Here is a 25,107-nt window from a genome sequence, read left to right as displayed (position 1 = left end):
CCCCGCGCCTCCTACACTGGATGCCGTGACCGCACTCGACGCAGACCGCCAGACACTCCTCGACCTGATCAAGGGTGAGGCGGTGTTCCACGGCGACTTCACCCTCTCGAGCGGCAAGCAGGCGACGTATTACGTCGACATGCGCAAGCTCACCCTCGACCACCGGGCCGCCCCCGCGATCGGCCGCATCATGCTCGACCTGATCGCGGACCTCGACGTGGTCGCCGTGGGTGGCCTGACGCTCGGCGCCGACCCGATCGCGAACTCGGTGCTGCACGCATCGGTCGCCGCCGACCGACCGCTCGACGCGTTCGTCGTGCGCAAGGAGCCGAAGGACCACGGCCGCGGCCGCCAGATCGAGGGCGCCGACGTCAAGGGCAAGCGCGTCGTCGTGCTCGAAGACACCTCGACCACGGGACAGTCCGCGCTCAAGGCCGTCGAGGCGCTGCGCAAGGAGGGCGCCGAGATCGTCGCCGTCGCGGTGATCGTCGACCGCAAGACCGGCGCGCAGGCCGCGATCGAGGCCGAGGGCCTCGAATGGCGCGCCGCCTTCGACCTCGACGACCTCGGACTCGACCCCCAGTGACCCGGTACGCACTCGCCGTCGACGTCGGCGGCACCAAGATGGAGGCCGCGCTCGTGAGCGCGCACGGCGCGCTGGTCGAAGGCAGTCGTTCGCGACAGACGACCGGGCGAGAGGCGACGCTTGATTCGCTCGACGCCGCCGTCGCGGCGATCGTCACACACGCGCTGGCCGCGTTGCCGGCGGATGCCGAGCTGGTCGGGGCAGGAGCGGGCAGCGCCGGGCCGATCGACCGTGGCACCGGATCGATCCTGCCGGTGAACATGCCGCTCGCCCGCGGCTTCGGGCTTGCGGAGTCGGTGCGCACTGCGGCGTCTGCTGCGCTCGGCCGCGAGGTGCCCACCGTCCTCGGCCACGACGGCGGCGCGCTCGCGCTTGCCGAGTCGTGGCTGGGCGCCACGCAGGATGCTGGCGCGTCCCTGTCGATCGTGGTCTCGACCGGCGTCGGGGGCGGGTTCGTCGTGAACGGCGCCTACATCCCCGGCGCTACCGGCAACGCCGGACACCTCGGACAGGTGCGCCGCGAGGGCGGGCTCACGCTTGAAGAAATCGCCTCGGGACCGGCGAGCGCCGCGTGGGCGCAGCAGCAGGGCTGGGCGGGATCGACGGGCGAAGACCTGGCGCGGGATGCTGCGGCGGGCGACGCCACCGCGCGTGCGGCCATCGAACGCTCGGCGAAGGCCGTCGGCGAGGCCTTGGCGGATGCCGCGACCCTCGTCGACCTCGACATGGTGGCGATCGGCGGAGGCTTCTCGCGAGTCTCTGCCGACTACATCGACCTCGTGCAGCAGGCCCTCACCGCGAGCGCCGCGCACGAGTACTCGCGCCGCACCCGCGTCGTCCGCTCGGGCCTCGGCGACGAGGGGCCGCTCATCGGCGCCGCCGCACTTGTTCTGCGCTGACGCGTCTGTCGTCTGCAGCAGATCGGGAGCGGCGCGTCAGCGTGACGCGACGATCAGGTGGCGCTGCGGGCCTTCAAGCCGCGCGACCGCGACCTTGAGTTCGACCATGTCCGCTGCGACTCCGTCGATGCGTGCTCCGAGTGATCTCTCGACTCCATCGATGCGTGCTCCGAGTCTCTCTTCGAGTCCGTCGATGCGTGCTCCGAGTTTGTCGTCGCCTCCGTCGATGCGTGCTCCGAGTGACCTCTCGACTCCATCGATGCGCGCTCCGAGCCTCTCTTCGAATCCGTCGATGCGCGCTCCGAGTTTGTCGTCGCCTCCGTCGATGCGTGCTCCGAGTTTGTCGTCGACTCCGTCGATGCGTGCTCCGAGTGACCTCTCGACTCCGTCGATGCGTCGGATGCACCACGCGAAGCCCGCGCACATGATGCTGCCCAGCGTCAGCAGGAGGCCGACGGCGCTGAGGACGATCGTGAGAGTTTCTGCGGACACGAACATGCTCCCATTCTGACGGTGACGGGCGGCCCTCGCAGAATGCTACGTGCGCCGTTGTCGCACGTGATCCCGCGGGGTGCCAGGGAACCGGCCACGGTGGATGAGTCGCGTGGAGCGAACATCCGTGCAGGAAGGACGACCCCCTTCCGTTCGCCTCCCTAACAAAACCGGCCTACGCTCGTAGCAGGCGACGGAAGGAACACTCATGCGCGTACTCGGATTGCTCTCGGGCACCTCTCACGACGGAATCGATGTCGCGGTCGTCGACTTCGTGGAGAACGAGGGGACTCTTCGCGGCACCGTCCTCCACGAGGACAGCGTGCCGTACGATCCCGAGTTGCGCGCGCGTCTCGTGGCGGCGCTGCCGCCCGCACCCGCCACGTTCGCCGAGGTGTGCGAGCTCGACACCCTGATCGGCCAGGCGTTCGCCGAGGTCGCGGCCACGGCGGCGGCCGCGGTCGGGGGAGTGCACGCCGTCTGCACGCACGGCCAGACGGTCTTCCATTGGGTCGACGCCGGTCACGCGCTCGGCACTCTGCAGATCGGCCAGCCCGCCTGGATCGCCGAGAAGGTGGGGGCGCCGGTGGTCTCCGACGTGCGCATCCGTGACGTCACCGCCGGCGGGCACGGGGCTCCGCTCGTGTCGTTCCTCGACGAGCTGCTGCTGCGCGACCGCGCAGGCGTCTCGGCGGCCGTCAACCTCGGCGGTATCGCGAACATGACCGTGGTCGGCCCCGACGGTCTGTCGGCGTACGACATCGGCCCCGCGAACGCGCTGGTCGATGCGATCGTCGTGGCGGAGGGCCTGGACGAGCGCGGCTACGACGCGGATGCCGCGATCGCCCGTGCCGGCATCGTCGACGACGCTCTGCTCGACGCTCTGCTCGCTGACCCGTACTACGCGCTCCCCGCGCCCAAGAGCACCGGCAAGGAGCACTTCCACCTCGAGTACGTGCGCGAGCATGTCGCTCGGCAGCGCGACCGCGGGCGGGAGATCGCGATCCCCGACCTCGTGCGCACCCTCACCGAACTGACCGTGCGGACGGTCGCCGCGGATGTCGTCGCCGCCGGCATCCGCTTCCTCGCGGTGTCCGGAGGCGGCTGTCACAACCCGCTGATCCTGCAGGGCCTGCGCGATGCCCTCCCCGGTGTCGAGGTCGTGCTGGCCGACGAGCTGGGCGCGCCGGTGGACAGCAAGGAGGCCATCCTGTTCGCGCTGATCGGCTGGTGCACCATGCACGGTGTGGCGGCCGTCGCCCCGGGCGGGACCGGGGCGCACGAGCCGCGCATCCTCGGGACGATCACCCCGGGGGCGGGTCCGCTGCGGATGCCGGAGCCGGTCGCGCGCGTGCGCAGCCTCACGCTGCGCTGAGAACGGTCAGGCGCTGAGAGCGGTCAGGCGCTGAGAGCGGTCAGGCATGCCATCAGGTGCTGAGAGCCGTCAGCGCCTGCGGTCGTCGTCGTCCCAGGGGCCTTCCCACCAGCCGGCGCGGCCGTCGCCCTCTGCGCCGCCGCCGCGGCGTCGGGAACGGACCAGCTGCACGACGAACACCGTCAGCGTGCTGAGCAGGATCAGGAACAGGACGAGGAACAGCACGTCGGACTGATTCATGGGCGTCTCCCCTCCGCGGCATCCGCCACGATCTTGGCAATCCGCGCCGCGCGCGTCTCCGCGCGCTTCGCCATCGCGATGTGCGTGAGTCCGAACTTCTTCACCGAAGGCGGGAACGCGTCCCAGTTCGCCCGCGCGGCCGGCTCGGCATTCAGCGCGCGTGTGAGCTCGTCGGGCTCGACGCCCGCCTCGGGGCCGTCGAGCAGGACCCACGATCCGTCGGCCTTCGCGGCCTCGAGCACGCGCAGGCCCGCAGGCGCGAGCAGTCCCGCGGCCTCGAGTTCGATCAGGCGCGCCTTGTTGGTCGCCGCCCATCCGCTGCCTCGACGGCGGGGGGAGAACCATTGCCCCACCGTCTCGTCGTCGAAGGTGCGCACCGGGCCGTCGATCCAGCCGAAGCAGAGGGCCTGACGCACGGCGTCCTCGTAGCCGATGCCGTCGGCGCCCTTGCCGCGGATGCTCAGCAGCCAGACCCCCGAGGCGCGCTCATGATGCTGCGCGAGCCAGTCGCGCCAGACCTCCGCATCCGCCGCGACGACGCGCTCCCCCTCGTCGAGCGCGCCCACGTCAGTCCTCGTCGAGCGTCGGGATCGACTCGGTGACGGTGGGCAGCAGATCGGCGACCGAGTCGACGATCTCGTCGGGCCGGAACGGGTACTTCTCGACCTCGGCCTGGTCGCTGATCCCGGTCATCACGAGCACGGTGTGCAGACCCGCCTCGATGCCGGCGATGATGTCGGTGTCCATGCGGTCGCCGATCATGCCGGTCTTCTTCGAGTGCGCACCGATCTTGTTCAGAGCCGACCGGAACATCATCGGGTTGGGCTTGCCGACGACGTAGGGCTCCTTGCCCGTGGCCTTCGTGATGAGGGCGGCGATCGCGCCGGTCGCCGGCATCACGCCATCGGCCGAGGGGCCGGTCGCGTCGGGGTTCGTGACGATGAACCGCGCGCCGCGGATGATCAGCCGGATCGCCTTGGTGATCGCCTCGAACGAGTAGTTGCGGGTCTCGCCGACGACCACGAAGTCGGGGTCGGTCTCGGTCATGATGAAGCCGGCCTCATGCAGAGCGGTGAGGATGCCGGCCTCGCCGATCACGAAGGCCGAGCCGCCGGGAACCTGCTGCTTGAGGAAGTCGGCCGTCGCAAGCGCCGAGGTCCAGATGCGCTCCTCCGGAACGGTCAGGCCGCTGGCCCGCAGCCGCGCCGAGAGATCGCGCGCGGTGAAGATCGAGTTGTTCGTCAGGACCAGATAGGGGATCTCGTTCTGCTCCCATCCCGCCAGCAGCTCGGATGCGCCCGGGATCGCGTCGTTCTCGTGCACGAGAACGCCGTCCATGTCGGTCAGCCAGCATTCGATGTCGTCGCGGTGTCCCATGTGCACAGCCTATTCGCCCGGGGTGGCGTGCAGGTGTCGGGTCTGCGTCGCGCTGTCAGGTCGTGCTGTCAGGTGCGTGCCCGCGGGGGCATCCCTGCCCCGCGCAGTTCAGGCGCTGAGCCAGACGACATCCGCCGCGCCTTCGGGGAGCGTCGCGGGAGAGCCGTCGAGCTCGACACCGGATGCGGTGGTGGTGATCGTCGCCGCGACCACGACGCCGGCGGCCTCGAGCGAGCGCAGCAGCTCGGGATCGCGGTCGTCGACGCGCAGGACCCGCCCGGTGTGACCGGCGGGAGCGTCGGCGAGCAGCACGAACGGCTCGCGGTCGACGCGTCCGTCGGCGTCGGGGATGGCATCGCCGTGCGGATCGAACCGGGGTCGCCCCAGGCGCGCGTCGATGCCCTCGAGCAGCCGATCGCTGATGGTGTGCTCGAGCACCTCGGCCTCGTCGTGCACCTCGTGCCAGCCGTAGCCGAACTCCTGCACCAGCCAGGTCTCGATCAGGCGGTGTCGGCGCACCATCGCGAGCGCGCGTTGGGTGCCCGCATCGGTCAGGCGCACCGCTCCGTACGGGACGTGCGAGACGAACCCGGCCGCGGCGAGCTTCTTCACCATCTCGGTCACCGACGAGGGGGCGATGCCGAGCTTCGCCGCGAGGACCGACGGGGTGATCGGCGCATCCTGCCATTCGGTGTGCGCGTAGACGGTCTTGAGATAGTCGTCTGCTGCCGGAGATGCCACGCTCCCAGCCTAGATCAGGAGGGTGCCGGCATTCTGTCCTCGGTGTGGCTCAGAGCTCGGCCGGGCTCAGGGCTCCGGGGGCCAGGGCTCGGTGGGGCTCAGGAGTTCGCTGCGGTCAGGACTCGGCGGCGCTCAGGGGTTGGCGACGTCGACGAGGATGCCGAAGGCCACCTGGCCCGCGAAGAACATGATGAGGAATCCCAGCAGCGCGGCGAAGAGCGAGAGGCGGCCGTCGAATCCCTCGATGCCGGCGATGCCGATCTTTCGGGCACGGAAGGCGAGCACGAGCGTCGCGAGACCGAGGGCGAGCTGCACCCACGGGCCGCCGATGGGCAGCACCGTCGGGAAGGCGACCAGCAGTCCGCCGGCCACGCCGGTCGCGATGGCGATCCAGGTGAGGATGCGGACGGTGCGACGGGCGTTCTCGACGGGCATGCCCTCGAGCCTACTGGCCGGGTGAAGCCGCGCCGCCCGCTGTGAATCGTCTCAATTGAGCCGATCTCCTTGACGGCGCCGGGGGTGGCGGGTAACTTCGACCGGGCACGGGAAAACGCTATCCGAGCGGGCGTCCTGCCCAGAGAAGGATTTCGACGATGAACATCCGACATCATTCATTCCGCGCTGCCGTCGCGGTCGCCGCCGCAGGCTGCCTGCTGGTGGGAGGCGTGCACAGCGCCGCCGCCGCCCCTGCCACGGGCCCGGACGCCGGACGCCATGGCCCGGCATCCGCGACTCCGCAGCTGGAGAACCTCGACCGCGGCCTCGTCGCCGTCTCCACCGCCGACGGCGTCTTCCTGAGTTGGCGGCTGCTGTCCTCCGAGGCGACCGGCGCCACGGACACCGGGCTCGCCGGACCCGACTTCGCCGTCTACCGCGACGGCACGAAGATCGCCACCGTGACCGACAGCACGAACCTCGCGGATGCCGAGGGAACGGCCACGGCGGAGTACTCCGTCGTCCCGATCGTGAACGGCGTCGAGCTCGCGGCATCCGCCTCCGCCCCGGTCACCGCCTGGGCCGATGGGCATCACGACCTGCCGCTGCAGAAGCCCGCCGACGGCGTCACGCCCGCGGGCGAGGCCTACACCTACTCCGCGAACGACGTGTCGGTCGGCGATGTCGACGGCGACGGGCAGTACGAGTACGTCGTGAAGTGGGAGCCGTCGAATGCGAAGGACGTCTCGCAGCGCGGCTACACCGGCTCCGTCTACCTCGACACCTACGAGCTCGACGGCACGCTGCTCAACCGCCTCGACCTGGGCGTGAACATCAGGGCGGGAGCCCACTACACGCAGTTCCTCGTCTACGACTTCGACGGGGACGGCCGCTCGGAGACGATGCTGAAGACGGCGCCGGGCACCAGGTCGGTGCAGTACGGCGCCGACGGGGCCGTCGTCGGGGAGTCCTTCATCACCCTGCCGAAGTCCGACCGCAAGGCCGGGGTCACCCACGACGACGACTACCGGCTCAGCGCCGCCGACTACGAAGCACATCTCGTCGAGATGTTCCTCGGCTGGAGCTCACGCGACGAGGTCGTCTCGGGGCAGTGGCCGGCGACTCTCGAAGAGGCATGGGGCATGCCCGTCACACACGAGTACCCGCTGAGCAGGGAGAGCGCCGAGGAGCTCGCCGACACGTTCATCGACGTGTATGCGCCGAGCCGCAGCGCCCGCAACCTGCTGCGGGAGTTCGAGGGCTTCATCATCGACGGGCCCGAGTATCTCACGGTCTTCGACAGCGCCACCGGCAAGGAACTCCAGACCATCCCGTATCCGACCGAGCGCGGCGATGACGGCCTGCTGTGGGGCGACTACGCGATGTCCCGCATCGAGCCGGGCAACCGCGTCGACCGCTTCCTGTCGGGCGTCGGCTACCTCGACGGCCAGCATCCGTCCGCCGTCTTCGCACGCGGCTACTACACGCGCACGACCGTCACGGCCTTCGACTGGGACGGCAAGCGCCTCAAGGAGCGCTGGGATGTCGACAGCGGCCACGCGCCGATGACGAACCCGTTCAACGACTCGCCCCACGGGCGTGACGGCACCGACCCCGAGTTCGGGACGATCACGACTCAGGGCGACCACTCGCTGAGCTTCGCCGACGTGGATGCCGACGGCAAGCAGGAGCTCGTCTACGGATCGGCGACGATCGATCACGACGGCAGCCTGCTGTACAGCTCGTTCGACGTGCTGCCCGAGGGCAGCGCCGCGCCGGGCGAGAACGTGCGCCTCGGCCACGGTGACGCGATGCACGTGGCGGACATCGATCCGAGCCGCCCCGGACTCGAGATCTGGACGGCCCACGAGGGCGGCACCTTCGCCCCGTACGGATCGGTGATGCGTGATGCGGCCACGGGGGAATCGCTGTTCGGCGCCTACTCCGGTCGCGACACCGGTCGGGCGATGATCGGAGACGTCCGCCCGGACATCCCCGGCATCGAGGTGTGGTCGAGCATGCCCGGCGGCACCGAGGGCAGCGGACTGCTGAGCGCCACAGGAGAGCTGCTCGACACGGCGACGCCCGGCACGAACATGTCGATCCGCTGGGCGGGAGACCTGACCACCCAGATCGTGAACGGCAGCGGCGATCAGACACCCACGATCGACGACTGGACCCGTGGCACCGTGCTCACGGCCACCGGAACCCTCACGAACAACGGCACCAAGGGCAATCCCTCCCTGGTCGCCGACGTGCTGGGGGACTGGCGCGAGGAGCTGCTGGTGCGCACGACCGACTCGAGCGCGCTGCGGTTCTACACGACCACCGAGCCGACGGCGCACAAGCTCACCACGCTCATGCACGACGTGCAGTATCGCGCCGAGACGGCACGTCAGCAGACGACCTACAACCAGCCCGCGTACACCTCGTTCTACCTGGCGAGCGACGTCGACTGGGCGAACGTCCCGGTGCTCACCGCGCCGGTGACGCCCAAGGCTCCGAAGTTCACCGACAAGCCCGGGACGTCTCGTGACGAGGTGAAGGTGCCGACCAACGTCAAGGGCGTCACCTATTACGTGAACGGCGAGAAGGTCGAGGCGCGCAACGGCAAGGTGCGCGTCACGGGGGAGGTGACCGTGGTCGCGGTCCCCGACCCCGGGCACCGCATCGCCGACGGCGCCGTCTCGCAGTGGACGGAGACGCTCCGCTCGCGCTGAGCGCGGACAGATCGCCGCCCCGAGCCGAATCTTCCCGTGCCGGCTCGGGGCGGTTCCGCGTGCGCGACGCCTGCTCAGGCGCCGGTCAGGACCAGCCAGAGCAGCGCGCCGTTGAGGGCGATGAGCAGCACCGACGCCAGGACACCGGCCGCGGTCGTCCATCGCCGGTTCACCCAGGCGCCCAGCGTGCGACGCTGGGCCGTGAGCGCCACCAGCGGGATCAGCGCGAACGGGATGCCGAACGACAGCACGACCTGGCTGAGCACGAGGGCCAGTGTCGGATCGACGCCGAGCCCGAGGATCACGAGCGCCGGGATCAGGGTGACCAGTCGGCGTGCGAGCAGAGGGATGCGCACGTGCAGCAGGCCGTGCATGATCTCGGCTCCCGCGTAGGCGCCGACCGAGGTCGACGCGAGCCCCGAGGCGAGCAGGCCGACGGCGAAGAAGGTGGCGACGACGGGCCCGAGCCCCGCGGCCAGCGCGGCGTGCGCTCCTTCGAGGGAGTCCGTGCCGTCGACCCCGGCGAGGTTGGCGGCGGCGAGCAGCAGGATGCCGAGATTCACCGTCCCGGCGATGATCATCGCGATCGAGACGTCCCAGCGGGTCGCGGTCAGCAGACGGCGGATGCGGGAGACCTCGGTGCGCGCCGCCTCGGTCGGTCCGTGCGCGGTGGCCGCGCCGAACCTGTCGCGGGTCAGCGAGGAGTGGGCGTAGATCGCGTGCGGCATGATCGTCGCGCCGAGGATGGACGCGGCGAGGAGCACCGATCCGGTGCCCTCGAAGCGGGGAACGAGTCCGCCGACGACGCTGCCCGCATCCGGTGGAGCGACGAAGAGGCCGGCGACGAAGCCGACCGCGATGATCGCCATCAGCCCGATGATCACGAACTCGAACGGCCGCGCGCCGCCCCGGTTCTGCACCGCGAGCAGGATCATCGACACCGCGCCGGTGATGACGCCGCCGAGAAGCAGCGGGATGTCGAACAGCAGGTACAGCGCGACCGCCCCGCCGATGACCTCGGCGAGGTCGGTGGCCATTGCGACGAGCTCGGCCTGCAGCCAGTACGCCCGGCGGGCCCACGGTCTCGTCAGCCGCGTGCCCAGCACCTCGGGGAGGCTCTGGCCCGTGACGACGCCGAGCTTGGCGGAGAGGTACTGGATCAGCCAGGCCATGATGTTGCCCGCCACGACGATCCACACGAGCAGGTAGCCGTACTGGGCACCGGCCGTCATGTTGCTCGCGACGTTGCCCGGGTCGAGGTAGGCGACTCCGGCGACCAGAGCGGGTCCGAGCAGCCACAGACTGCGGGGCGGTGTCGCGGCATTTTTAGGCATGCCGAAATCGTAGCGGATATTTCGGTGCACCTAAATATGCGAGCCGTCGTGCGGCGGATAGCCTGACGGGATGGATGAGCAGACGCCCGCAGGCCCGGCGGAGACGGGCGACACCTCGGGGACAGGCGACACGTCGGAGACAAGCAGATCCTCAGACGCAGGCGGATCGTCGGCGCAGCCCGGGTACGGGGTGGGCCCCTGGCCCGGCGGACCCGTGGAGTGGCCGCAGGGGGAGCAGTACGACCCCGAGTTGCTCGCCGCCGGTGACACCCGCAACGTGATCGATCGCTATCGGTACTGGCGGATGCCGGCGATCGTCGCCGACCTCGACACGAAGCGGCATCCGTTCCACGTGGCCATCGAGAACTGGCAGCACGACATGAACATCGGCTCGATCGTGCGCAGCGCCAACGCATTCCTCGCCGACACCGTGCACATCATCGGTCGTCGCCGCTGGAACAAGCGCGGCGCCATGGTGACCGACCGCTACCAGCACGTCGTCCACCATGAGGATGTGCAGACCTTCGCGGCGTGGGCGGCGGCCGAGGGCATCCCGATCATCGCCGTCGACAACGTCGAGGGGGCGGTGCCCGTCGATCGTGCCGAGCTGCCGCAGAGCTGCGTCCTGCTGTTCGGGCAGGAGGGGCCGGGTCTCTCGGACGAGGCGCTCGCCGCGGCATCCGGGCACATCGAGATCACCCAGTACGGCTCGACCCGGTCGATCAACGCGAGCGCGGCCGCAGCCGTGATCATGTACGAGTGGTGCCGGAGGCACGCGGGCTGAACCTCGGGTTCCTGCGCAGCCGTCAGTCCCGGTCCAGGGCTGCGCGGCCCACCTGTCCGGGATTCCGAGATACGTGGAGAACGTCGAGTCCTGCGCGTGTGTGCAGGATCAGACTCCGGCGGTGAGCCAGCGTCCTGAGCGCACCCGCCAGCCGAGAGTGCCGAGGCGAGCGAGCAGGTACACGCCGAAGAACGCGACGGCGAGCCAGATGAGTCCGGGGGCACCGTCGACGCCGGTCGCGGCGATGATCCAGAGCGCGGGGAGGAACGGCAGGAGGTTGAGCACGCCGGCGAGTGCGAGGTATCGGGCGTCGTTCGCGCCCATCAGCACGCCGTCGAGCACGAACACGACACCGGCGATCGGCTGGGCGACCGCGAGGATCAGCAGCGCCGGCTGCACGAGCGCCGCGATGTCGGGATCGCCGGTGAACACGATGCCCAGCACGCCGGACAGGGCGGCGATCAGCGCCCCCACGATCACCCCGAACCACACGCCCCACGCGACCGTCCGTGCCAGCACGCGCTGCACCTGCCGCTGGTCGCCGGCGCCGAGCTCCTTGCCGATCAGGGCCTGCGCGGCGATCGCCAGCGCATCGAGGGCGAAGGCCGCTGCCGAGAAGATCGTGAACACGATCTGCCAGCCGGCGAGCTCGTCCGTGCCGATGCCCGTGGCCACGGCGACGGTCACGAGCAGCGCTGCCCGCAGGCTCACCGTGCGCAGGAACAGCCAGCCCCCGGACCGCGCGGTGCGGCCCATGCCCTCGCGCTTCACCGTCAGCGAGGCATCATGGGTCACGGCGAGCCGTCGGATGACCAGCACGTAGGCGCCGACCATCCCCCACTGCGCGACCACGGTGCCCGCCGCGGAGCCGGCGATGCCCCAGCCGAGCCCGTAGATGAAGACGACGTTGAGCAGGGCGTTCGCCCCGAACCCCAGCCCGGCGATCCACAGCGGCGTGACCGTGTCCTGCATCCCGCGCAGTAGTCCGGTCGCCGCGAAGACGATCAGCATGGCGGGGAGACCCCACATCGATACGACGAGGTAGTCGTTGGCCTGGCTGGCGACGGCATCGCTCGCTCCGAACAGCGACACCAGCCACGGCGAGGCCACGGCGCCGGCCGCCGCGAGCACGGCGCCGAGTGCCAGCGCCAGCCACATGCCGTTGATCCCGACCGACACGGCCTCGCCGGGGCGGCCGGCCCCGAACAGGCGAGCGACCGCGGGCGTCGTGGAGTAGGCGAGGAAGACCATGAGCCCGACCACCGTCTGCAACACGGCGCCGGCGATGCCGAGTCCGGCCAGCGGCGTCGTGCCGAGGTGCCCGATGAGCGCGGCGTCGACGATGAGGAAGGCGGGTTCCGCGATCAGCGCGCCGAGCGCGGGGACGGCGAGGCGCAGGATCTCACGGTTGAGGGTGCGCTCGGTCATCCTCAGAGCCTATGGGCTGGCACCGACGCCCCTGCGCTGACACCGACGTGTATGGACTCCATCGACGTGTATGGACTCCACCGACGTGTATGGCCTGCCACCGACGACACGAGCCGTGTCGTCGCCTCCGGCCGTACCCTGGAATCACCCACCGGATGCCAGGGAGGTGCATCGTGTCGGACCCCCGCGAGGCCGCAGCCCGATACCGCGCGCGGCAGCAGAGCGACGGCGCGGAGGATGACGCGGAGTCCGCCGAGGCTCCGGGCATCGCGGCCGCCACCGATCGCGCGGCGTTCATCGAGACGGCCATCCAGGTCGCGATCCGGCGGGGCGACTTCGACGATCTGCCCGGCGCGGGCAAGCCCCTCGACGGGCTCGGCACCCACCACGACCCCGACTGGTGGATCCGCCGCAAGATCGGGACCGAGAACCTCACCGGGCTCGGACCGCCCGCGATCCTGCTCCGCACCGAGGATCGCGAGCTCGACGCCCAGCTCGACCTCCTGGGGCGCGAGAGCGACGTCCGTGATGTCCTCGTCGACTTCAACAGGCGCGTCGTCGACGCGCGACGGCAGCTGCAGGGCGGCCCGCCGGTCGTGACGAGCACTCGCGACGTCGACGCCGAGGTCACCGCCTGGGCCGAACGGCGCGCCGCCAGGCTCGCCGCCCGTGCCGCGGAGCCGCCGGAGCAGCCGCGGCGTCGGAGATTCGGTCTCGGACGCCGGGGCTGATCCTCGCGCCCGCCGACCCGGATGTCGGACCGGCGCATAGGCTGGGTCGCATGACAGATGTGCTCCCTTCCGGCCTCGAGATCGCCGAGTTCAGCTCCGACATCCGCCCGCAGGACGACCTGTACCGCCACGTCAACGGCGCGTGGCTCGCGCGCACCGAGATCCCCGGCGACAAGGCGCGATGGGGGTCCTTCCACCTCCTCGCCGAGCAGGCGGAGAAAGACGTCCGCGCGATCATCGAGGAGTCGCAGGATGCCGAGGTCGGCACCCTCGCGCGCAAGATCGGCGATCTGTTCGCGAGCTTCATGGACACCGAGCGCATCGCGGCGGCGGGGGTGTCGCCCCTGGCGGAGACCCTCGCCGAGATCGACGCCATCGACGGCATCCCCGCGTTCCTGCGCACCGTGGGCGCGTACGACCGCGATGGCCGTGCCCACCTGATCGGCTTCTACGTCGACGGCGACCCCGGCAACCCGGAGCGCTATCTGCCGGTGGCCGTGCAGTCGGGTCTCTCGCTGCCCGACGAGAGCTACTTCCGGCTCGACACCTTCGCCGAGACGCGTGCGGCCTACCGCGCGCACCTCGAGCGACTGCTCGGTCTCGCCGGGATCGCCGAGCCGACCGGGTCCGCCGATCGTGCGATCGCGCTCGAGACCGAGCTCGCGGGGCACCACTGGGACAACGTGCGCAGCCGCGACGCGGTCGCCACCTACAACCTCCTGTCCTGGGCGCAGATCCAGGAGCTCGCGGGCGTCGACCTCGAGCCGTGGCGCGACGCGGTGGCCCCCGGGCGCCCCGACGCGTTCGCCGAGGTCGTCGTCTCGCAGCCGAGCTTCTTCGAGGGACTGGGATCGCTCCTGGTCGCCGAGCGGCTCGACGACTGGAAGGCATGGCTGCGCGCCCAGGTCGTGCACGCCGCGGCTCCCTACCTGACCGACGACATGGTGCAGGAGAACTTCTCGTTCTACGGCACCGAGCTCACCGGAGTGCCGACGATCCGCGAGCGCTGGAAGCGCGGTGTCTCGGTCACCGAGAGCGCGCTGAGCGAGGCCATCGGAAAGGTGTACGTCGAGCGGCACTACCCGCCGACGGCCAAGGCTGAGATGGACGAGCTCGTCGCGAACCTCATCGAGGCCTATCGCCAGAGCATCACCGACCTCGAGTGGATGACGGCGGAGACCCGCGAGCGCGCGCTGGCGAAGCTGGATTCGTTCACCCCGAAGATCGGTCACCCCACCGTGTGGCGGGACTACTCCACCCTCGAGGTCGACCGCGACGACCTGTTCGGCAACGTGCGGCGCGCGGCGATCTTCGAGCACGACCGCAACGTCGCGAAGGTCGGGCAGCCGATCGACCGCGAGGAGTGGCACATGCCGCCGCAGATGGTCAACGCGTACTACAACCCGTCGATGAACGAGATCGTCTTCCCCGCGGCCATCCTGCAGTACCCGTTCTTCGACGCCTCCCGCGACGCGGCGGCGAACTACGGCGGGATCGGCGCCGTGATCGGCCACGAGATCGGACACGGATTCGACGACCAGGGCAGCCGGTACGACGGCGCGGGCAAGCTCGAGGACTGGTGGACGGATGCCGACCGGTCGGCGTTCGAGGAGCGCACCAAGGCCCTCATCGCGCAGTACGACGAGCTGGTCCCCGAAGGTCTCGACGCCGAGCACCATGTGAACGGCGCCCTGACGATCGGCGAGAACATCGGCGATCTCGGTGGTCTCGGCATCGCGCTCAAGGCGTACGAGATCTCGCTCGACGGTGCCGAGGCGCCGGTCGTCGACGGGTACACGGGCGTGCAGCGCCTGCTCCTGTCGTGGGCGCAGGTCTGGCAGCAGAAGAGCCGCGACGCCGAGACGCTGCGACTGCTCACCATCGACCCGCACTCGCCGAACGAGTTCCGCTGCAACCAGATCGTCCGCAACATCGACGCCTTCTACGAGGCGTTCGACGTCTCCCAGAACGACGCGCTCTGGCTGCCGCAGGACTCCAGGGTCACGATCTGGTGAGACGCGGGATGCCCTGCAGACTCCCATGTGACGATCTGATGACCGAACGTCGCAGTCTGTAGGGCATCCTCACCGACCGGGGTTACGATATCCGTGCTGTGGGGGACGGACCCCGCAGCATCCCGCCTGTCCAACCCCCCTAGAAGGATCACGCGTGGGTGCTCACGAGCCTGTCGAAGGGCCGCCTCTGGCCTCGCTGCGCCGCTCTCAGCGGACCAGCCGTCGCCTGCCGCGCCGTGCCGCCTCCGGGCGGAGGTCGTTCACCTCGACGCTGCGGGCGCTCGAACAGCTCGCGGATGCGGGTGCCCAGGTCTCGGTGCACGTCGTCGATCTCGACACCCACGTGCACGTGCTCGCCGGCGACGATCACGTCACCATGCCCGTCGCGGGTCTGGGTGTCGTCCCTCTTCTGATCGAGGTCGCGGCCGCTTTCGAGGACGGCTCTCTCGACCCGCTCGAGATCGTCGAACGGAGCACCATCGACGCGGTGTCGACGTCGGGTGTGTGGCGGCATCTGCACGCGCCCGCCCTGCCGCTCGAGGATCTCGCGGTGCTCGCGGCCACCGCCGGAGATCCGATCGCCGTGAACGCGTTGCTGCAGCGCGTCGGCCACGAGCGGGTGCGCGATCGCATCGAGGCGCTCGGCCTGCGTCGTACCGCCCTGCTCGACCGCTTCCGCGACGAGCGCGGACCCGATGACGCCCCGCAGGTCGCGGTCGGCTCTGCACGCGAACTCGCCGGTCTCTTCTCGGCCCTGGTGAACTCCCAGGTGGTGGACGCCCCCGTCAGCGCCCAGGTGTCGGAGTGGCTCAGTCTGAATCAGGACCTCAGCCTCGTCGCCGCCTCGACGGGCCTCGACCCCTTCTCGCACGAGCACGACGCGCACGGACTGCTCTTCATCAACAAGACCGGCCGTGACCGCGGAGTGCGGGCGGAGGCCGGAGTCCTCGCCGGCCCGCGTGCCGGCGTCGCCTATTCGCTCATCGTCTGCTTCGACGACCTGTCCATCGCCCATCGACTGCGCGCCCACGACGCCTTCAGGGTTCTCGGCGTCGAGCTCATGGAGTACACGCACTGACAGCCCGCGCGGTGGCAGGCTCCCGGCCCCCGGACAGCCCGCGCCGGGGTCGCTAGCCTGGAGGCATGCCCCGCCCCGACTGGACTCCGCACCGCCGTGATGACCGAGAGCTGCTCGGGTGGATCCACCCTGACGGCGACGACTGGGTGGCCGTCGACGTGCTCGGGCGTCCGGCATCCGCTCCCACGGAGTGGCTCGATGCCGAGGCCGCTCTCGAGGCGAGGGGTCTCGCCTGGCTCGCGGATCCGTGGATGCTCGAGGGCGAAGCTGATCGGCCGCTTCGCGTGCGCATCTTCGAGGTCACTCCCGATGACGACGACGTTCCCGGGCGCATCGTGGTGAAGATCGATGACTTCGGCGACGTCACTCGTCCGCCTGTGCAGCAGTACGTGCTCGAGTGGCCGATCCCTGCACGGTTGCGACCGCCGACGGACACAGATCCCGATCCGCGAGTGATCTGACAGCGACTGACCTGCGGTCAGCCCGAGCCCCGGTCAGCCCGGCAGCGACGGATGCTGTTCGACAGCGCGCTGGCGGGGGATGAAGAGCGACAGCACGAGCGCGAGGATTCCCGCCGCGATGGCCAGCCAGAAGCACAGGTCGAAGGCCGCTCGCGTCGGAACCGACACCCCGCCGATGTCGGTGCTCATGGCGGCGAGAACTCCGCCCATGACCGCCGACGCGCTGGAGGTGCCCACGGAGCGGAAGAGCGCGTTCAGGCCGTTCGATGCGCCCGTCTCCCTCGCGGGGACGGAACGCATGATGATCATCGGCATGGCGGCGAACGTGAAGCCGATCCCGACGCCGATCAGCACGTTGCCGACCAGGATGTGCCAGACCTCGCTCGACCACAGCAGCACGAACAGGTAGGCGAGCACGATGGCACCGGCGCCGACCGTGAAGAGGGGGCGCGGGCCGACGGCCCGTTCGAGCCAGCCCGACAGCGGAGAGATCACCATCATCACCAGACCGGCGGGCATGACGATGAGCGCGGCCGAGACCATGTCGAGCCCGAAGCCCGAGCCCGAGGCGACGGGTCCCTCGAGCAGCTGCGGGAACGTCACGTTCGAGGCGAACAGGGCGAATCCCATGCCGATCGCGGCGATGTTGGTGAACAGCACGGCCGGCCGGGCGGCGACGCGCAGGTCGAGCAGCGGGTCGGTCGTGCGCAGCTGGTACCAGCCCCAGACCAGCAGCACGCCGACCCCGCCGATGATGCAGGCGAGGGTCAGGGGTGCGGTCCAGCCCCACTCGGCGCCTCGCGAGACGAACAGCAGGATGCCGGTGAGGCCGATCGCGAGACCGATCGCGCCGAGCACATCGAGGCGGCCGGGGAAGCGCAGCACGTCTTCCGGCACGACGAGGAGCACGAGGGTGAGCCCGACGACCCCGAGAGCGGCGGCCAGCCAGAACAGCCAGTGCCAGTCGGCGTTCTCGGCGAGCAGGGCGGCCACCGGCAACCCGATCGCACCGCCCACGCCCATGGTCGCGCTCATGAGCGCGACCGCCGAGCCGAGGCGCTCAGGGGGGAGGATGTCGCGCATGATCGCGATGCCGAGCGGCACCACTCCGGTGACGGCGCCCTGCAGCGCCCGGCCGATGATGACGCCGACGATCGACCCCGAGAGCGCGGCTACCAGCGAGCCGACGATCAGCAGAGCGAGCAGCACGATCACCACGCGGCGCTTGCCGTACATGTCGCCGAGGCGACCCGAGATGGGTGTGGCGACCGCGGCGACCAGCAGGGTGATCGTGACGACCCAGGTGGTGTCCTCGCGGGAGGCGTTCAGCAGCCTCGGCAGCTCGGCCTGCAGTGGCACGACGAGCGTGAACATGAACGACGCACAGAGCCCTGCGAACGCCAGCACGGCGATGACGGCCCATCTCGGAGCCTTTCGGGAGAGTCGTCTGCGCGCGCGATCTTCGTTCTCTCCCATCCCTTCAGGCTATCGGCGTCCGAGACACCCGAGGCGCGGGGAGGGCGGATCGTGCTCAGCGGATCGCGCTCAGCGGATCGTGCTCAGCTCACACCCTTCATCAGGCGCAGCACGGGCTTGACCGAGAGCAGCAGACCGAGGCCGACGACGATCGCGATGCCGCCGAGGATCGAGAAGTACGGCACCTCGTTCTTCGGGTCGTAGAACTGCACGAGCCAGCCGGAGATCGCCGTGCCGAGCGCGATCGAGAGGAAGAACAGCGCGACCATCTGCGTGTGGAACGCCTTCGGCGCGAGCTTGGTGGTCACAGAGAGACCCACCGGCGAGATCAGCAGCTCGGCGATCGTGAAGACGAGCAGGATCCCGACGATCGCGAGCAGCGGTGTCGAGTTCGGCCCGCCACCCGCGAAGGGGAGGAACAGCAGGAAGGCGGCGCCCATGATCATCGCCCCCAGGGCGAACTTCACCGGCGTCGACGGCTGGCGGGTGCCGAGACGCGTCCAGATCGCGGCGAACACCCCGGAGAGGATGATGATGAACACCGGATTGATCGACTGGACCCATGAGACCGGCATCACGAACCCGAGGATGTTGCGATCGAGTCGCTCGTCCGAATAGACCGTGAGCACGGTGAACTGCTGCTGGTACAGCGACCAGAACGCGACGCTGGTGACGAACAGCGGCAGGAAGCCCCACACTCGCGAGCGCTCGGTGCCGTCGATGCGGCGGCTGCTGAGGATCACCGCGAAATAGGCGACGGCCGCGACGACCGTGCCGATGATGACGATGGTCGACAGGTTGTCGGCCCTGATCACCCCGACCAGCACCAGCACGGCGATCGCGGCGATCGCGGCCAGCGCGATGATCGCGACGAGCGGGTACCGCGCGGAGGGCAGCGGATTCGGCACGCGCCGGGCCTCGTCTGGCAGAGCGCGGCGCCCGAACGAGTACTGCACGAGACCGAGGGTCATGCCGATCGCGGCGAGGCCGAAGCCGTAGTGGAATCCGAGCGAGGACTGCAGGATGCCGGTCAGGATCGGCCCCATGAACGCGCCCAGGTTGATGCCGAGGTAGAACAGCGAGAAACCGGCGTCGCGGCGCGTGTCGTCGGCGCTGTACAGGGTTCCGACGACCGAGGTCGCGTTCGCCTTGAGGCCGCCCGAGCCGAGGGCGACCAGGACGAGACCGACGCCCACCCCGAGGAACCCGGGGAGCAGGGCGAGGGCCACGTGCCCGGCCACGATGACGATCGCGCTGAGGAACAGCACCCGCTCCGATCCCAGCATCCGATCGGCGATCCACGCCCCGAGGATGGTGGAGAGATAGACGGATCCGCCGTACGCACCGACGATGCCGCCGGCGACGGCCTGGGAGAGCCCGAGCCCGCCCTCGCTGACCGAGAAGTACAGGTAGATCAGCAGGATCCCCTGCATGCCGTAGAAGCTGAAGCGCTCCCACATCTCGACGCCGAAGATGTGGACGAGAGCCCAGGGCTGCCCGAAGAACCGGGTGTCGGACTTCTCGGCGGTGGTGTCGCTGGTTGACATCCCTCCACGGTACGCCCGGCGCGCCCGCCGTTTCGCCCGTTCCGGGGCGGGCGATTCCGAAATCGGCGGTGGGGAGGGCAGACTGGGGGCGTGCGAACCATCCGTGATCTCGACACCGTTGAACTCATCATCGACGCGCAGGGGCTGCTCGACTCCATCCGTGGACCCGAGCGAGTCATCGACGCGGGGACGCTGCGCGCGCTGCAGCAGTCCGGCAACTACGTCGTCGGCCTGTTCGACGCCGAGGGCGGGGAGGAGCGGATGGTCGGTGCGTCGATCGCCTTCTTCGGTGCTCCGGCGCGACGGGCGATGCACTCCCACATCACCGCGCTGCGACCCGAGTACCGCGGACGCGGCTGGGGCCGGGAGCTCAAGGAGCACCAGCGTCAGTGGGCCTTCTCCCGCGACGTCGGCCGCATCACCTGGACGTTCGATCCGCTCGTCGCCCGCAACGCGCACTTCTTCCTCACGGTGCTCGGCGCCCGCGCGACCGGATACTCGGTCAACCGCTACGGCATCTTCGGCGGTGGCGACGCCGGCGACGAGAGCGACCGACTCGATGTCGAATGGGCCCTCGCCGACATCGCCAAGCCCCCGGCATCCGAATCCGTCGTGGAGACGCTGGAGATCCCGTCCGACATCGAGACGATCCGCGTCGAGGATCCGCAGGCCGCGCACGAGTGGCGCACCCGCCTGCGCGCGCAGATGGAGGGGCTCCTCGGCAGCGGCCTCACCCTCGCCGGATTCGACGTCGCGAAGGGCTACCTCTTCACGGCCTGAGGGTCGTGGCCCCGTGACGGCTCGTGTCGCGCGGATAGGATCGAAGTGCCCGTCGTCACGGGCTCGCCCCTGCGACCTCTGGAGCCACCGTGGCCGAACAGTCCCGCCTCGACAAGGTCATCGCCCTTGCTCGCCACCGCGGGTTCGTCTTCCAGACCGGTGAGATCTACGGCGGCTCCCGGTCGGCGTGGGATTACGGGCACCTCGGCACCGAGCTCAAGGAGAACATCCGCCGCCAGTGGTGGCAGACGTTCGTCCGTGGCCGCGGCGACATGGTGGGACTCGACTCGAGCGTCATCCTCCCTCGGCGGGTGTGGGAGGCCTCGGGCCACGTCGCGACCTTCAGCGACCAGCTCGTGGAGTGCCTGAACTGCCATCGGCGCTTCCGTGCCGATGCTGTCGTGGAGGAGGCCGAGAGGCGCGCGGCCCGCACCGTCGACGGCGCTCTCGCGGTCGCCCCGTGCCCGAACTGCGGAACCCGAGGGCGGTTCACCGAACCCGCATCGTTCTCGGGGCTCGTGAAGACCCATCTCGGCGTCGTGGACGACGAGTCCGGCCTGCACTACCTGCGTCCGGAGACCGCGCAGGGCATCTTCGTCAACTTCTCGAACGTGCTCACCACCAGCCGCAAGAAGCCGCCGTTCGGGATCGGGCAGGTCGGCAAGGCGTTCCGCAATGAGATCACCCCCGGCAACTTCATCTTCCGCACCCGAGAGTTCGAGCAGATGGAGGTCGAGTTCTTCACGGCGCCGACCGACGCGCAGACGTGGTTCGCGCACTGGGTCGAGGCCAGCTGGGACTGGTATCTCGATCTCGGCCTCGACCCTGCCAACCTCCGCCGGGTCGACGTGCCCGACGGCGACCGCGCGCACTACTCGACCGCCACGGTCGACGTCGAGTACCGCTTCGGATTCGCGGGCAGGGAGTGGGGCGAGCTCATGGGGGTGGCGAACCGCGGCGACTACGACCTCGCCCGTCACAGCGAGGCGTCGGGGCAGAGCCTGACGTACTTCGACCAGGCGACGGGCGACCGGTACACCCCGCACGTGATCGAGCCGTCGTTCGGGCTGACGCGCTCGATGCTGGCCTTTCTCGTCGACGCCTACCGCGAGGAGGAGGCGCCCAACGCCAAGGGCGGCACGGATGTGCGCACGGTGCTGCGGCTCGACCCGCGCCTCGCTCCCGTCAAGGTCGCGGTGCTGCCGCTGAGCCGGAACGAGCGGCTGTCGCCGCTGGCGCGCGAGGTGGCGGATGCGCTGCGGGGCTCCTGGGCCGTGGACTTCGACGATGCGGGGGCGATCGGCCGACGCTATCGACGCCAGGACGAAATCGGGACTCCGCTGTGCGTGACCGTCGACTTCGACTCGCTCGACGACCACGAGGTCACCGTGCGCGATCGCGACAGCATGGCGCAGGAACGCATCCCCATCGACCGCCTGCACGACCACCTCGCCGGGCTCCTGCGCGGCGCCTGACAGCAGTGCGCCTGACAGCAGTGCGCCTGACAGCAGTGCGCCTGACTGCAGTGCGCCTGACTGCAGCGCGCCCGGCTGCCCCGCGCCGGCTCGCTACTTCACCTTCGCCGCCGCCTTCATGGCCTTCTTGTGCTCGCGGACCTTCGTGAGCGACTCGGGCGAGACGATGTCGGCGACACTGCGGAACGATCCCTCGACGCCGTAGTCGCCCGCCGCCTCCCGCCATCCGTCGCCGGTGAAGCCGTACTGCTTGCCCAGCAGCGCGAGGAAGATCTTGGCCTTCTGCTCCCCGAAGCCCGGCAGGGCCTCGAGACGTCCGAGCACCTCGGCCCCCGAGGGATCGCCGTCCGTCCAGATCGCGGACGCGTCTCCGCCCCACCGGTCGACGAGCTCCTGGCAGAGCGACTGCACGCGGGCGGCCATCGAGCCGGGGAACCGGTGCACGGCGGGCGTGGTCTTGAAGGCGTCGAGGAACTCGTCCGGGTCCATCCGGGCGATCGTGGCGGCATCTGCGGCCCCGGTGCGCTGTTCGATCTTGAGCGGACCGGCGAACGCCGTCTCCATCGGCACCTGCTGATCGAGCAGCATCCCGACGAGCAGCGCGAGCGGGTTGTCGGACAGCAGAGCGTCGGCGTCGGAATCGCCGGTGATGTGCAGGGCCATGAATCCAGTGTGGCACCGGCTGCTCGCCGCCGCGATCAGGCGCCGCTGTGATCAGGCGGTGGCGGCGTCGTCCGCCGCCGGGGCGACCTGGTCGATCCCGTACAGGGTCGACAGTGCCGCAGCGAACTCATCCGCGCGGCCGGTGGCGGCCAGCTCGTGCGCCCGCGTCGTGGGGGTGTGCAGCAGGACGCCGGTCAGGTGTCGGAGCGCCTGCTCGACACGTCCGTCCTCGTCACCCCGGGCGCGGGCCCGGGAGATCTCGGCCTCGAGAAGACCGAACATGTGCGACCGCAGTGCCACCACCGAGGGGGTGACGCTCTGTCGGCTGCCGACGACATGGAAGGTCTCGGCGGCCTCGCGCACGACCGAGCGGGCCGCATCCGTCGCCTGCAGCTCTTCGAGCGGTGCGTGCAGGCTGATCGTCTCGAGGTCGAGGAGGGCGACCCCTTCGAGGGCGGCGACGGCGGGGTCGACGTTGCGGGGCATCCCGAGGTCGACGACGAGCTGGCTGTGCGACGCCACGGGGCATCCCTCGACCGCGATGCCGGCGGGGGCATGCAGGTGCTCGGGTGTCAGCACGGGTGCGGTCGCGGTGGTGCAGGTGATCAGCAGGCTCGAGCGCGATGCGACCCGCGCGTAGTCGGCCTCGGCGACGGGGCGGATGCCGTGCTTCGCCGCGAACTTCTCGGCTCGCCCCGACGGCGAGTACACCGAGATGTTGACGGCACCCCGCTCGCGCAGCGTCGCAAGCGTGACCGCGGCGTAGGCGCCGGTGCCCACCAGCAGCACTCGCTCGGTCGACCAGTCGACGACGCGGCTGTCGGCGAGCTCGAGTGCGAGGCGCACGAGCGAACGGCCGGCGCGGCCGAGCGCCGTGACGTTCTTGACCTTGCGCTGGGCCTGGCTCGCCCGCTGGAACAGGCGCTCCAGTTCGGGGGAGGTGGTGCCCTCCTTGCGAGCGGACTTGAGCGCACGGCGCACCTGGCCGGCGATCTCGCCCTCGCCGGAGACGACGGATTCGAGGCCGGAGGCGACCGAGAAGAGGTGCTCGGCCACGCGGCGACCGGCGTGCACCTCGTAGGCGCCTTCGAGTTCCTCGGCGCGGATGCCGGTCGACGATTCGACGGCCTCCAGCACGGCTTCGACACCGATCGCACCCGCTGCGGTGACCGGTTCGTCCATCTCGACGTAGGCCTCGAAGCGGTTGCAGGTAGCCAGAACGACCGCACCCTGCACGCAGGACGCCATGTCCACCACGGTGGAGGCGACGTCTTCGGGGGTGCGGCTCAGTCGTTCGAGCAATTCGAAGGAGGCGGTCTTGTGACTCGCCGTGACAACCAGCAGCACAGATCGATTCTACCTGAGCCGCAGGGCACGTCGGCCCGGACGTGGATGGGAGGATGGAGGCATGGCTCTCTCCGACGCTCCGCTGCTGCGCGCCCTCACCGGCCCCCGCCCCGAGCACGCCCCCGTCTGGTTCATGCGACAGGCCGGACGATCGCTGCCCGAGTACCGCGAACTGCGCGTCGGCACGCGGATGCTGGACGCCTGCCTCACCCCCGATCTCGCGGCGGAGATCACGCTGCAGCCGGTGCGCCGCCACGGCGTGGACGCCGCGGTGTTCTTCAGCGACATCGTGATCCCGCTGCGTCTCGCCGGGGTCGATGTCGAGATCGAGCCCGGCCGCGGACCGGTGTTCGCGAACCCCGTGCGCTCGGCCGCGGATGTCGATCGTCTCACCGCGATCGATCCGCTCTCCCTCGATGGCACGGCCATCGCCGAGGCCGTCGGCATCGTCACCGCCGAGCTCGGCGACACCCCGCTCATCGGCTTCGCGGGCGCGCCGTTCACGCTCGCCGCCTATCTCGTCGAAGGCGGCCCGTCGAAGGAGCACCTGCGCGCGAGGGCGATGATGCACGCCGACCCGGACTCCTGGAACCGGCTCGCCGGCTGGCTCGCCCTGGTCTCGCGTCGCTTCCTCGAGGTCCAGCGCGACGCCGGAGCCTCCGTCGTCCAGCTGTTCGATTCGTGGGCGGGGTCGCTGAGCACCTCCGACTACCGGAGGTTCGTCGCTCCCCACTCGCGCGTGGCGCTCGACGCCATCGGCGTGCCGAGCATCCACTTCGGCGTGGGCACGGGGCCGTTCCTGCAGGACATGCGCCTCGGCGGCATCGCTGACGTGGTGGGGGTCGACTGGCGGCTTCCTCTCGACGAGGCGGCGGGGATCCTCGGACCCGACGTCACGGTGCAGGGCAACATCGACCCCGCGCTGCTCGCGGCGCCCTGGCCGGTGCTGGAGGCGCACGTGCGCGATGTGGTCGAGCGTGGGCGCGCGGCGCGCGGTCACATCGTGAACCTCGGACACGGCGTGCCGCCCGAGACCGACCCCGACCAGCTGACGCGCATCGTCGAGCTCGTCCATTCGATCTGATCGGACCCGGTCCCGGACGCCCCGACCAGCTGACGCGCA

General features: G+C 70.1%; 24 protein-coding genes. 12 read left to right on the top strand and 12 right to left on the bottom strand.

Features of this window, described 5'->3' with window-relative positions; genetic code table 11:
- The first annotated feature begins 25 nt into the window (after positions 1–25).
- Complete coding sequence (pyrE, locus tag ABTZ43_RS01175; protein ID WP_350537577.1) at positions 26–586, top strand: orotate phosphoribosyltransferase; 561 nt, start codon at positions 26–28, stop codon at positions 584–586.
- On the top strand, positions 583–1,485 hold the full coding sequence (locus ABTZ43_RS01170) for an ROK family protein (RefSeq protein ID WP_056415066.1): 903 nt from the start codon (positions 583–585) through the stop codon (positions 1,483–1,485). Before pyrE ends, ABTZ43_RS01170 begins: the two co-directional genes overlap by 4 nt.
- A gap of 36 nt (positions 1,486–1,521) precedes the next feature.
- Here ABTZ43_RS01170 and ABTZ43_RS01165 read toward each other — a convergent pair whose 3' ends face one another.
- Complete coding sequence (locus ABTZ43_RS01165; RefSeq protein WP_350537576.1) at positions 1,522–1,977, bottom strand: hypothetical protein; 456 nt, start codon at positions 1,975–1,977, stop codon at positions 1,522–1,524.
- Positions 1,978–2,185: 208 nt separating this feature from the next.
- Between ABTZ43_RS01165 and ABTZ43_RS01160 the strand changes: the two genes are divergently transcribed.
- Positions 2,186–3,352, top strand: coding sequence for an anhydro-N-acetylmuramic acid kinase (locus tag ABTZ43_RS01160; protein WP_350537575.1), 1,167 nt, complete (start codon positions 2,186–2,188; stop codon positions 3,350–3,352).
- Between the two features lie 69 nt (positions 3,353–3,421).
- Here the strand turns inward: ABTZ43_RS01160 and ABTZ43_RS01155 are convergent, their stop codons facing one another.
- The 5 genes from ABTZ43_RS01155 to ABTZ43_RS01135 form a co-directional block, all read right to left on the bottom strand.
- Complete coding sequence (locus ABTZ43_RS01155) at positions 3,422–3,592, bottom strand: hypothetical protein (RefSeq protein ID WP_167541586.1); 171 nt, start codon at positions 3,590–3,592, stop codon at positions 3,422–3,424.
- Entirely contained in the window at positions 3,589–4,158 is a 570-nt protein-coding gene (locus tag ABTZ43_RS01150; RefSeq protein WP_350537574.1) for a YdeI/OmpD-associated family protein, read from the bottom strand. The genes ABTZ43_RS01155 and ABTZ43_RS01150 overlap by 4 nt, the downstream gene beginning before the upstream one ends.
- 1 nt (position 4,159) lies before the next feature.
- Positions 4,160–4,969: an HAD-IIA family hydrolase gene (locus ABTZ43_RS01145; RefSeq protein ID WP_045253294.1), complete on the bottom strand. Its 810-nt coding sequence runs from the start codon at positions 4,967–4,969 to the stop codon at positions 4,160–4,162.
- Positions 4,970–5,077: 108 nt separating this feature from the next.
- Entirely contained in the window at positions 5,078–5,710 is a 633-nt protein-coding gene (locus tag ABTZ43_RS01140) for a metal-dependent transcriptional regulator (RefSeq protein ID WP_056415077.1), read from the bottom strand.
- A 132-nt stretch (positions 5,711–5,842) separates the two neighbouring features.
- Entirely contained in the window at positions 5,843–6,145 is a 303-nt protein-coding gene (locus tag ABTZ43_RS01135; protein WP_149422143.1) for a hypothetical protein, read from the bottom strand.
- 158 nt (positions 6,146–6,303) lie between these two features.
- On the opposite strand from ABTZ43_RS01135, the gene ABTZ43_RS01130 reads away from it, so the two are divergent.
- Positions 6,304–8,865, top strand: a complete 2,562-nt coding sequence (locus tag ABTZ43_RS01130) for a rhamnogalacturonan lyase (RefSeq protein WP_350537573.1) — start codon at positions 6,304–6,306, stop codon at positions 8,863–8,865.
- A 74-nt stretch (positions 8,866–8,939) separates the two neighbouring features.
- Here ABTZ43_RS01130 and ABTZ43_RS01125 read toward each other — a convergent pair whose 3' ends face one another.
- Positions 8,940–10,199, bottom strand: coding sequence for an Nramp family divalent metal transporter (locus ABTZ43_RS01125; protein WP_350537572.1), 1,260 nt, complete (start codon positions 10,197–10,199; stop codon positions 8,940–8,942).
- A gap of 70 nt (positions 10,200–10,269) precedes the next feature.
- On the opposite strand from ABTZ43_RS01125, the gene ABTZ43_RS01120 reads away from it, so the two are divergent.
- Positions 10,270–10,983, top strand: coding sequence for a TrmH family RNA methyltransferase (locus tag ABTZ43_RS01120; protein WP_056415089.1), 714 nt, complete (start codon positions 10,270–10,272; stop codon positions 10,981–10,983).
- A gap of 108 nt (positions 10,984–11,091) precedes the next feature.
- On the opposite strand, the gene ABTZ43_RS01115 is transcribed toward ABTZ43_RS01120, so the two are convergent.
- A complete protein-coding gene (locus ABTZ43_RS01115; protein ID WP_350537571.1) occupies positions 11,092–12,411 on the bottom strand; it encodes an MATE family efflux transporter in 1,320 nt (439 codons plus the stop codon).
- Between the two features lie 155 nt (positions 12,412–12,566).
- On the opposite strand from ABTZ43_RS01115, the gene ABTZ43_RS01110 reads away from it, so the two are divergent.
- From ABTZ43_RS01110 to ABTZ43_RS01095, 4 genes are all read left to right on the top strand, one after another.
- Complete coding sequence (locus tag ABTZ43_RS01110) at positions 12,567–13,142, top strand: DnaJ family domain-containing protein (RefSeq protein WP_350537570.1); 576 nt, start codon at positions 12,567–12,569, stop codon at positions 13,140–13,142.
- A gap of 50 nt (positions 13,143–13,192) precedes the next feature.
- Complete coding sequence (locus ABTZ43_RS01105; RefSeq protein ID WP_350537569.1) at positions 13,193–15,157, top strand: M13 family metallopeptidase; 1,965 nt, start codon at positions 13,193–13,195, stop codon at positions 15,155–15,157.
- 154 nt (positions 15,158–15,311) lie between these two features.
- Positions 15,312–16,235 carry a serine hydrolase gene (locus tag ABTZ43_RS01100; RefSeq protein ID WP_056415099.1) on the top strand — a complete coding sequence of 308 codons (924 nt, stop codon included), beginning with the start codon at positions 15,312–15,314 and terminating at the stop codon, positions 16,233–16,235.
- Between the two features lie 65 nt (positions 16,236–16,300).
- Entirely contained in the window at positions 16,301–16,696 is a 396-nt protein-coding gene (locus ABTZ43_RS01095) for a hypothetical protein (RefSeq protein WP_350537568.1), read from the top strand.
- A gap of 33 nt (positions 16,697–16,729) precedes the next feature.
- Here ABTZ43_RS01095 and ABTZ43_RS01090 read toward each other — a convergent pair whose 3' ends face one another.
- Together ABTZ43_RS01090 and ABTZ43_RS01085 are read right to left on the bottom strand one after the other, a co-directional pair.
- A complete protein-coding gene (locus tag ABTZ43_RS01090) occupies positions 16,730–18,172 on the bottom strand; it encodes an MFS transporter (RefSeq protein WP_350537567.1) in 1,443 nt (480 codons plus the stop codon).
- Positions 18,173–18,255: 83 nt separating this feature from the next.
- Positions 18,256–19,719, bottom strand: coding sequence for a peptide MFS transporter (locus tag ABTZ43_RS01085; protein ID WP_350537566.1), 1,464 nt, complete (start codon positions 19,717–19,719; stop codon positions 18,256–18,258).
- 90 nt (positions 19,720–19,809) lie between these two features.
- Here ABTZ43_RS01085 and ABTZ43_RS01080 point away from each other — a divergent pair, with 90 nt between their 5' ends.
- On the top strand, positions 19,810–20,499 hold the full coding sequence (locus tag ABTZ43_RS01080) for a GNAT family N-acetyltransferase (protein WP_230109434.1): 690 nt from the start codon (positions 19,810–19,812) through the stop codon (positions 20,497–20,499).
- 89 nt (positions 20,500–20,588) lie between these two features.
- Positions 20,589–21,974 (top strand): glycine--tRNA ligase, encoded by a 1,386-nt coding sequence (locus tag ABTZ43_RS01075; RefSeq protein ID WP_253384605.1) that lies wholly within the window; start codon positions 20,589–20,591, stop codon positions 21,972–21,974.
- A 93-nt stretch (positions 21,975–22,067) separates the two neighbouring features.
- Here the strand turns inward: ABTZ43_RS01075 and ABTZ43_RS01070 are convergent, their stop codons facing one another.
- The gene (locus ABTZ43_RS01070; RefSeq protein ID WP_350537565.1) at positions 22,068–22,637 is read right to left on the bottom strand and encodes an HhH-GPD-type base excision DNA repair protein; all 570 of its coding nucleotides are present in this window, start codon (positions 22,635–22,637) and stop codon (positions 22,068–22,070) included.
- Between the two features lie 51 nt (positions 22,638–22,688).
- Positions 22,689–23,984: a glutamyl-tRNA reductase gene (locus tag ABTZ43_RS01065; protein ID WP_350537564.1), complete on the bottom strand. Its 1,296-nt coding sequence runs from the start codon at positions 23,982–23,984 to the stop codon at positions 22,689–22,691.
- Positions 23,985–24,045: 61 nt separating this feature from the next.
- Here ABTZ43_RS01065 and hemE point away from each other — a divergent pair, with 61 nt between their 5' ends.
- The gene (hemE, locus tag ABTZ43_RS01060) at positions 24,046–25,068 is read left to right on the top strand and encodes a uroporphyrinogen decarboxylase (protein WP_350537563.1); all 1,023 of its coding nucleotides are present in this window, start codon (positions 24,046–24,048) and stop codon (positions 25,066–25,068) included.
- Positions 25,069–25,107: the final 39 nt, after the last annotated feature.

It is taken from the genome of Microbacterium sp. NPDC097977, assembly GCF_040302605.1.
Classification (GTDB): domain Bacteria; phylum Actinomycetota; class Actinomycetes; order Actinomycetales; family Microbacteriaceae; genus Microbacterium.
The sequence above is the reverse complement of the archived record's forward strand: the minus strand, read 5'-3'. Positions and strand labels throughout refer to the sequence as shown.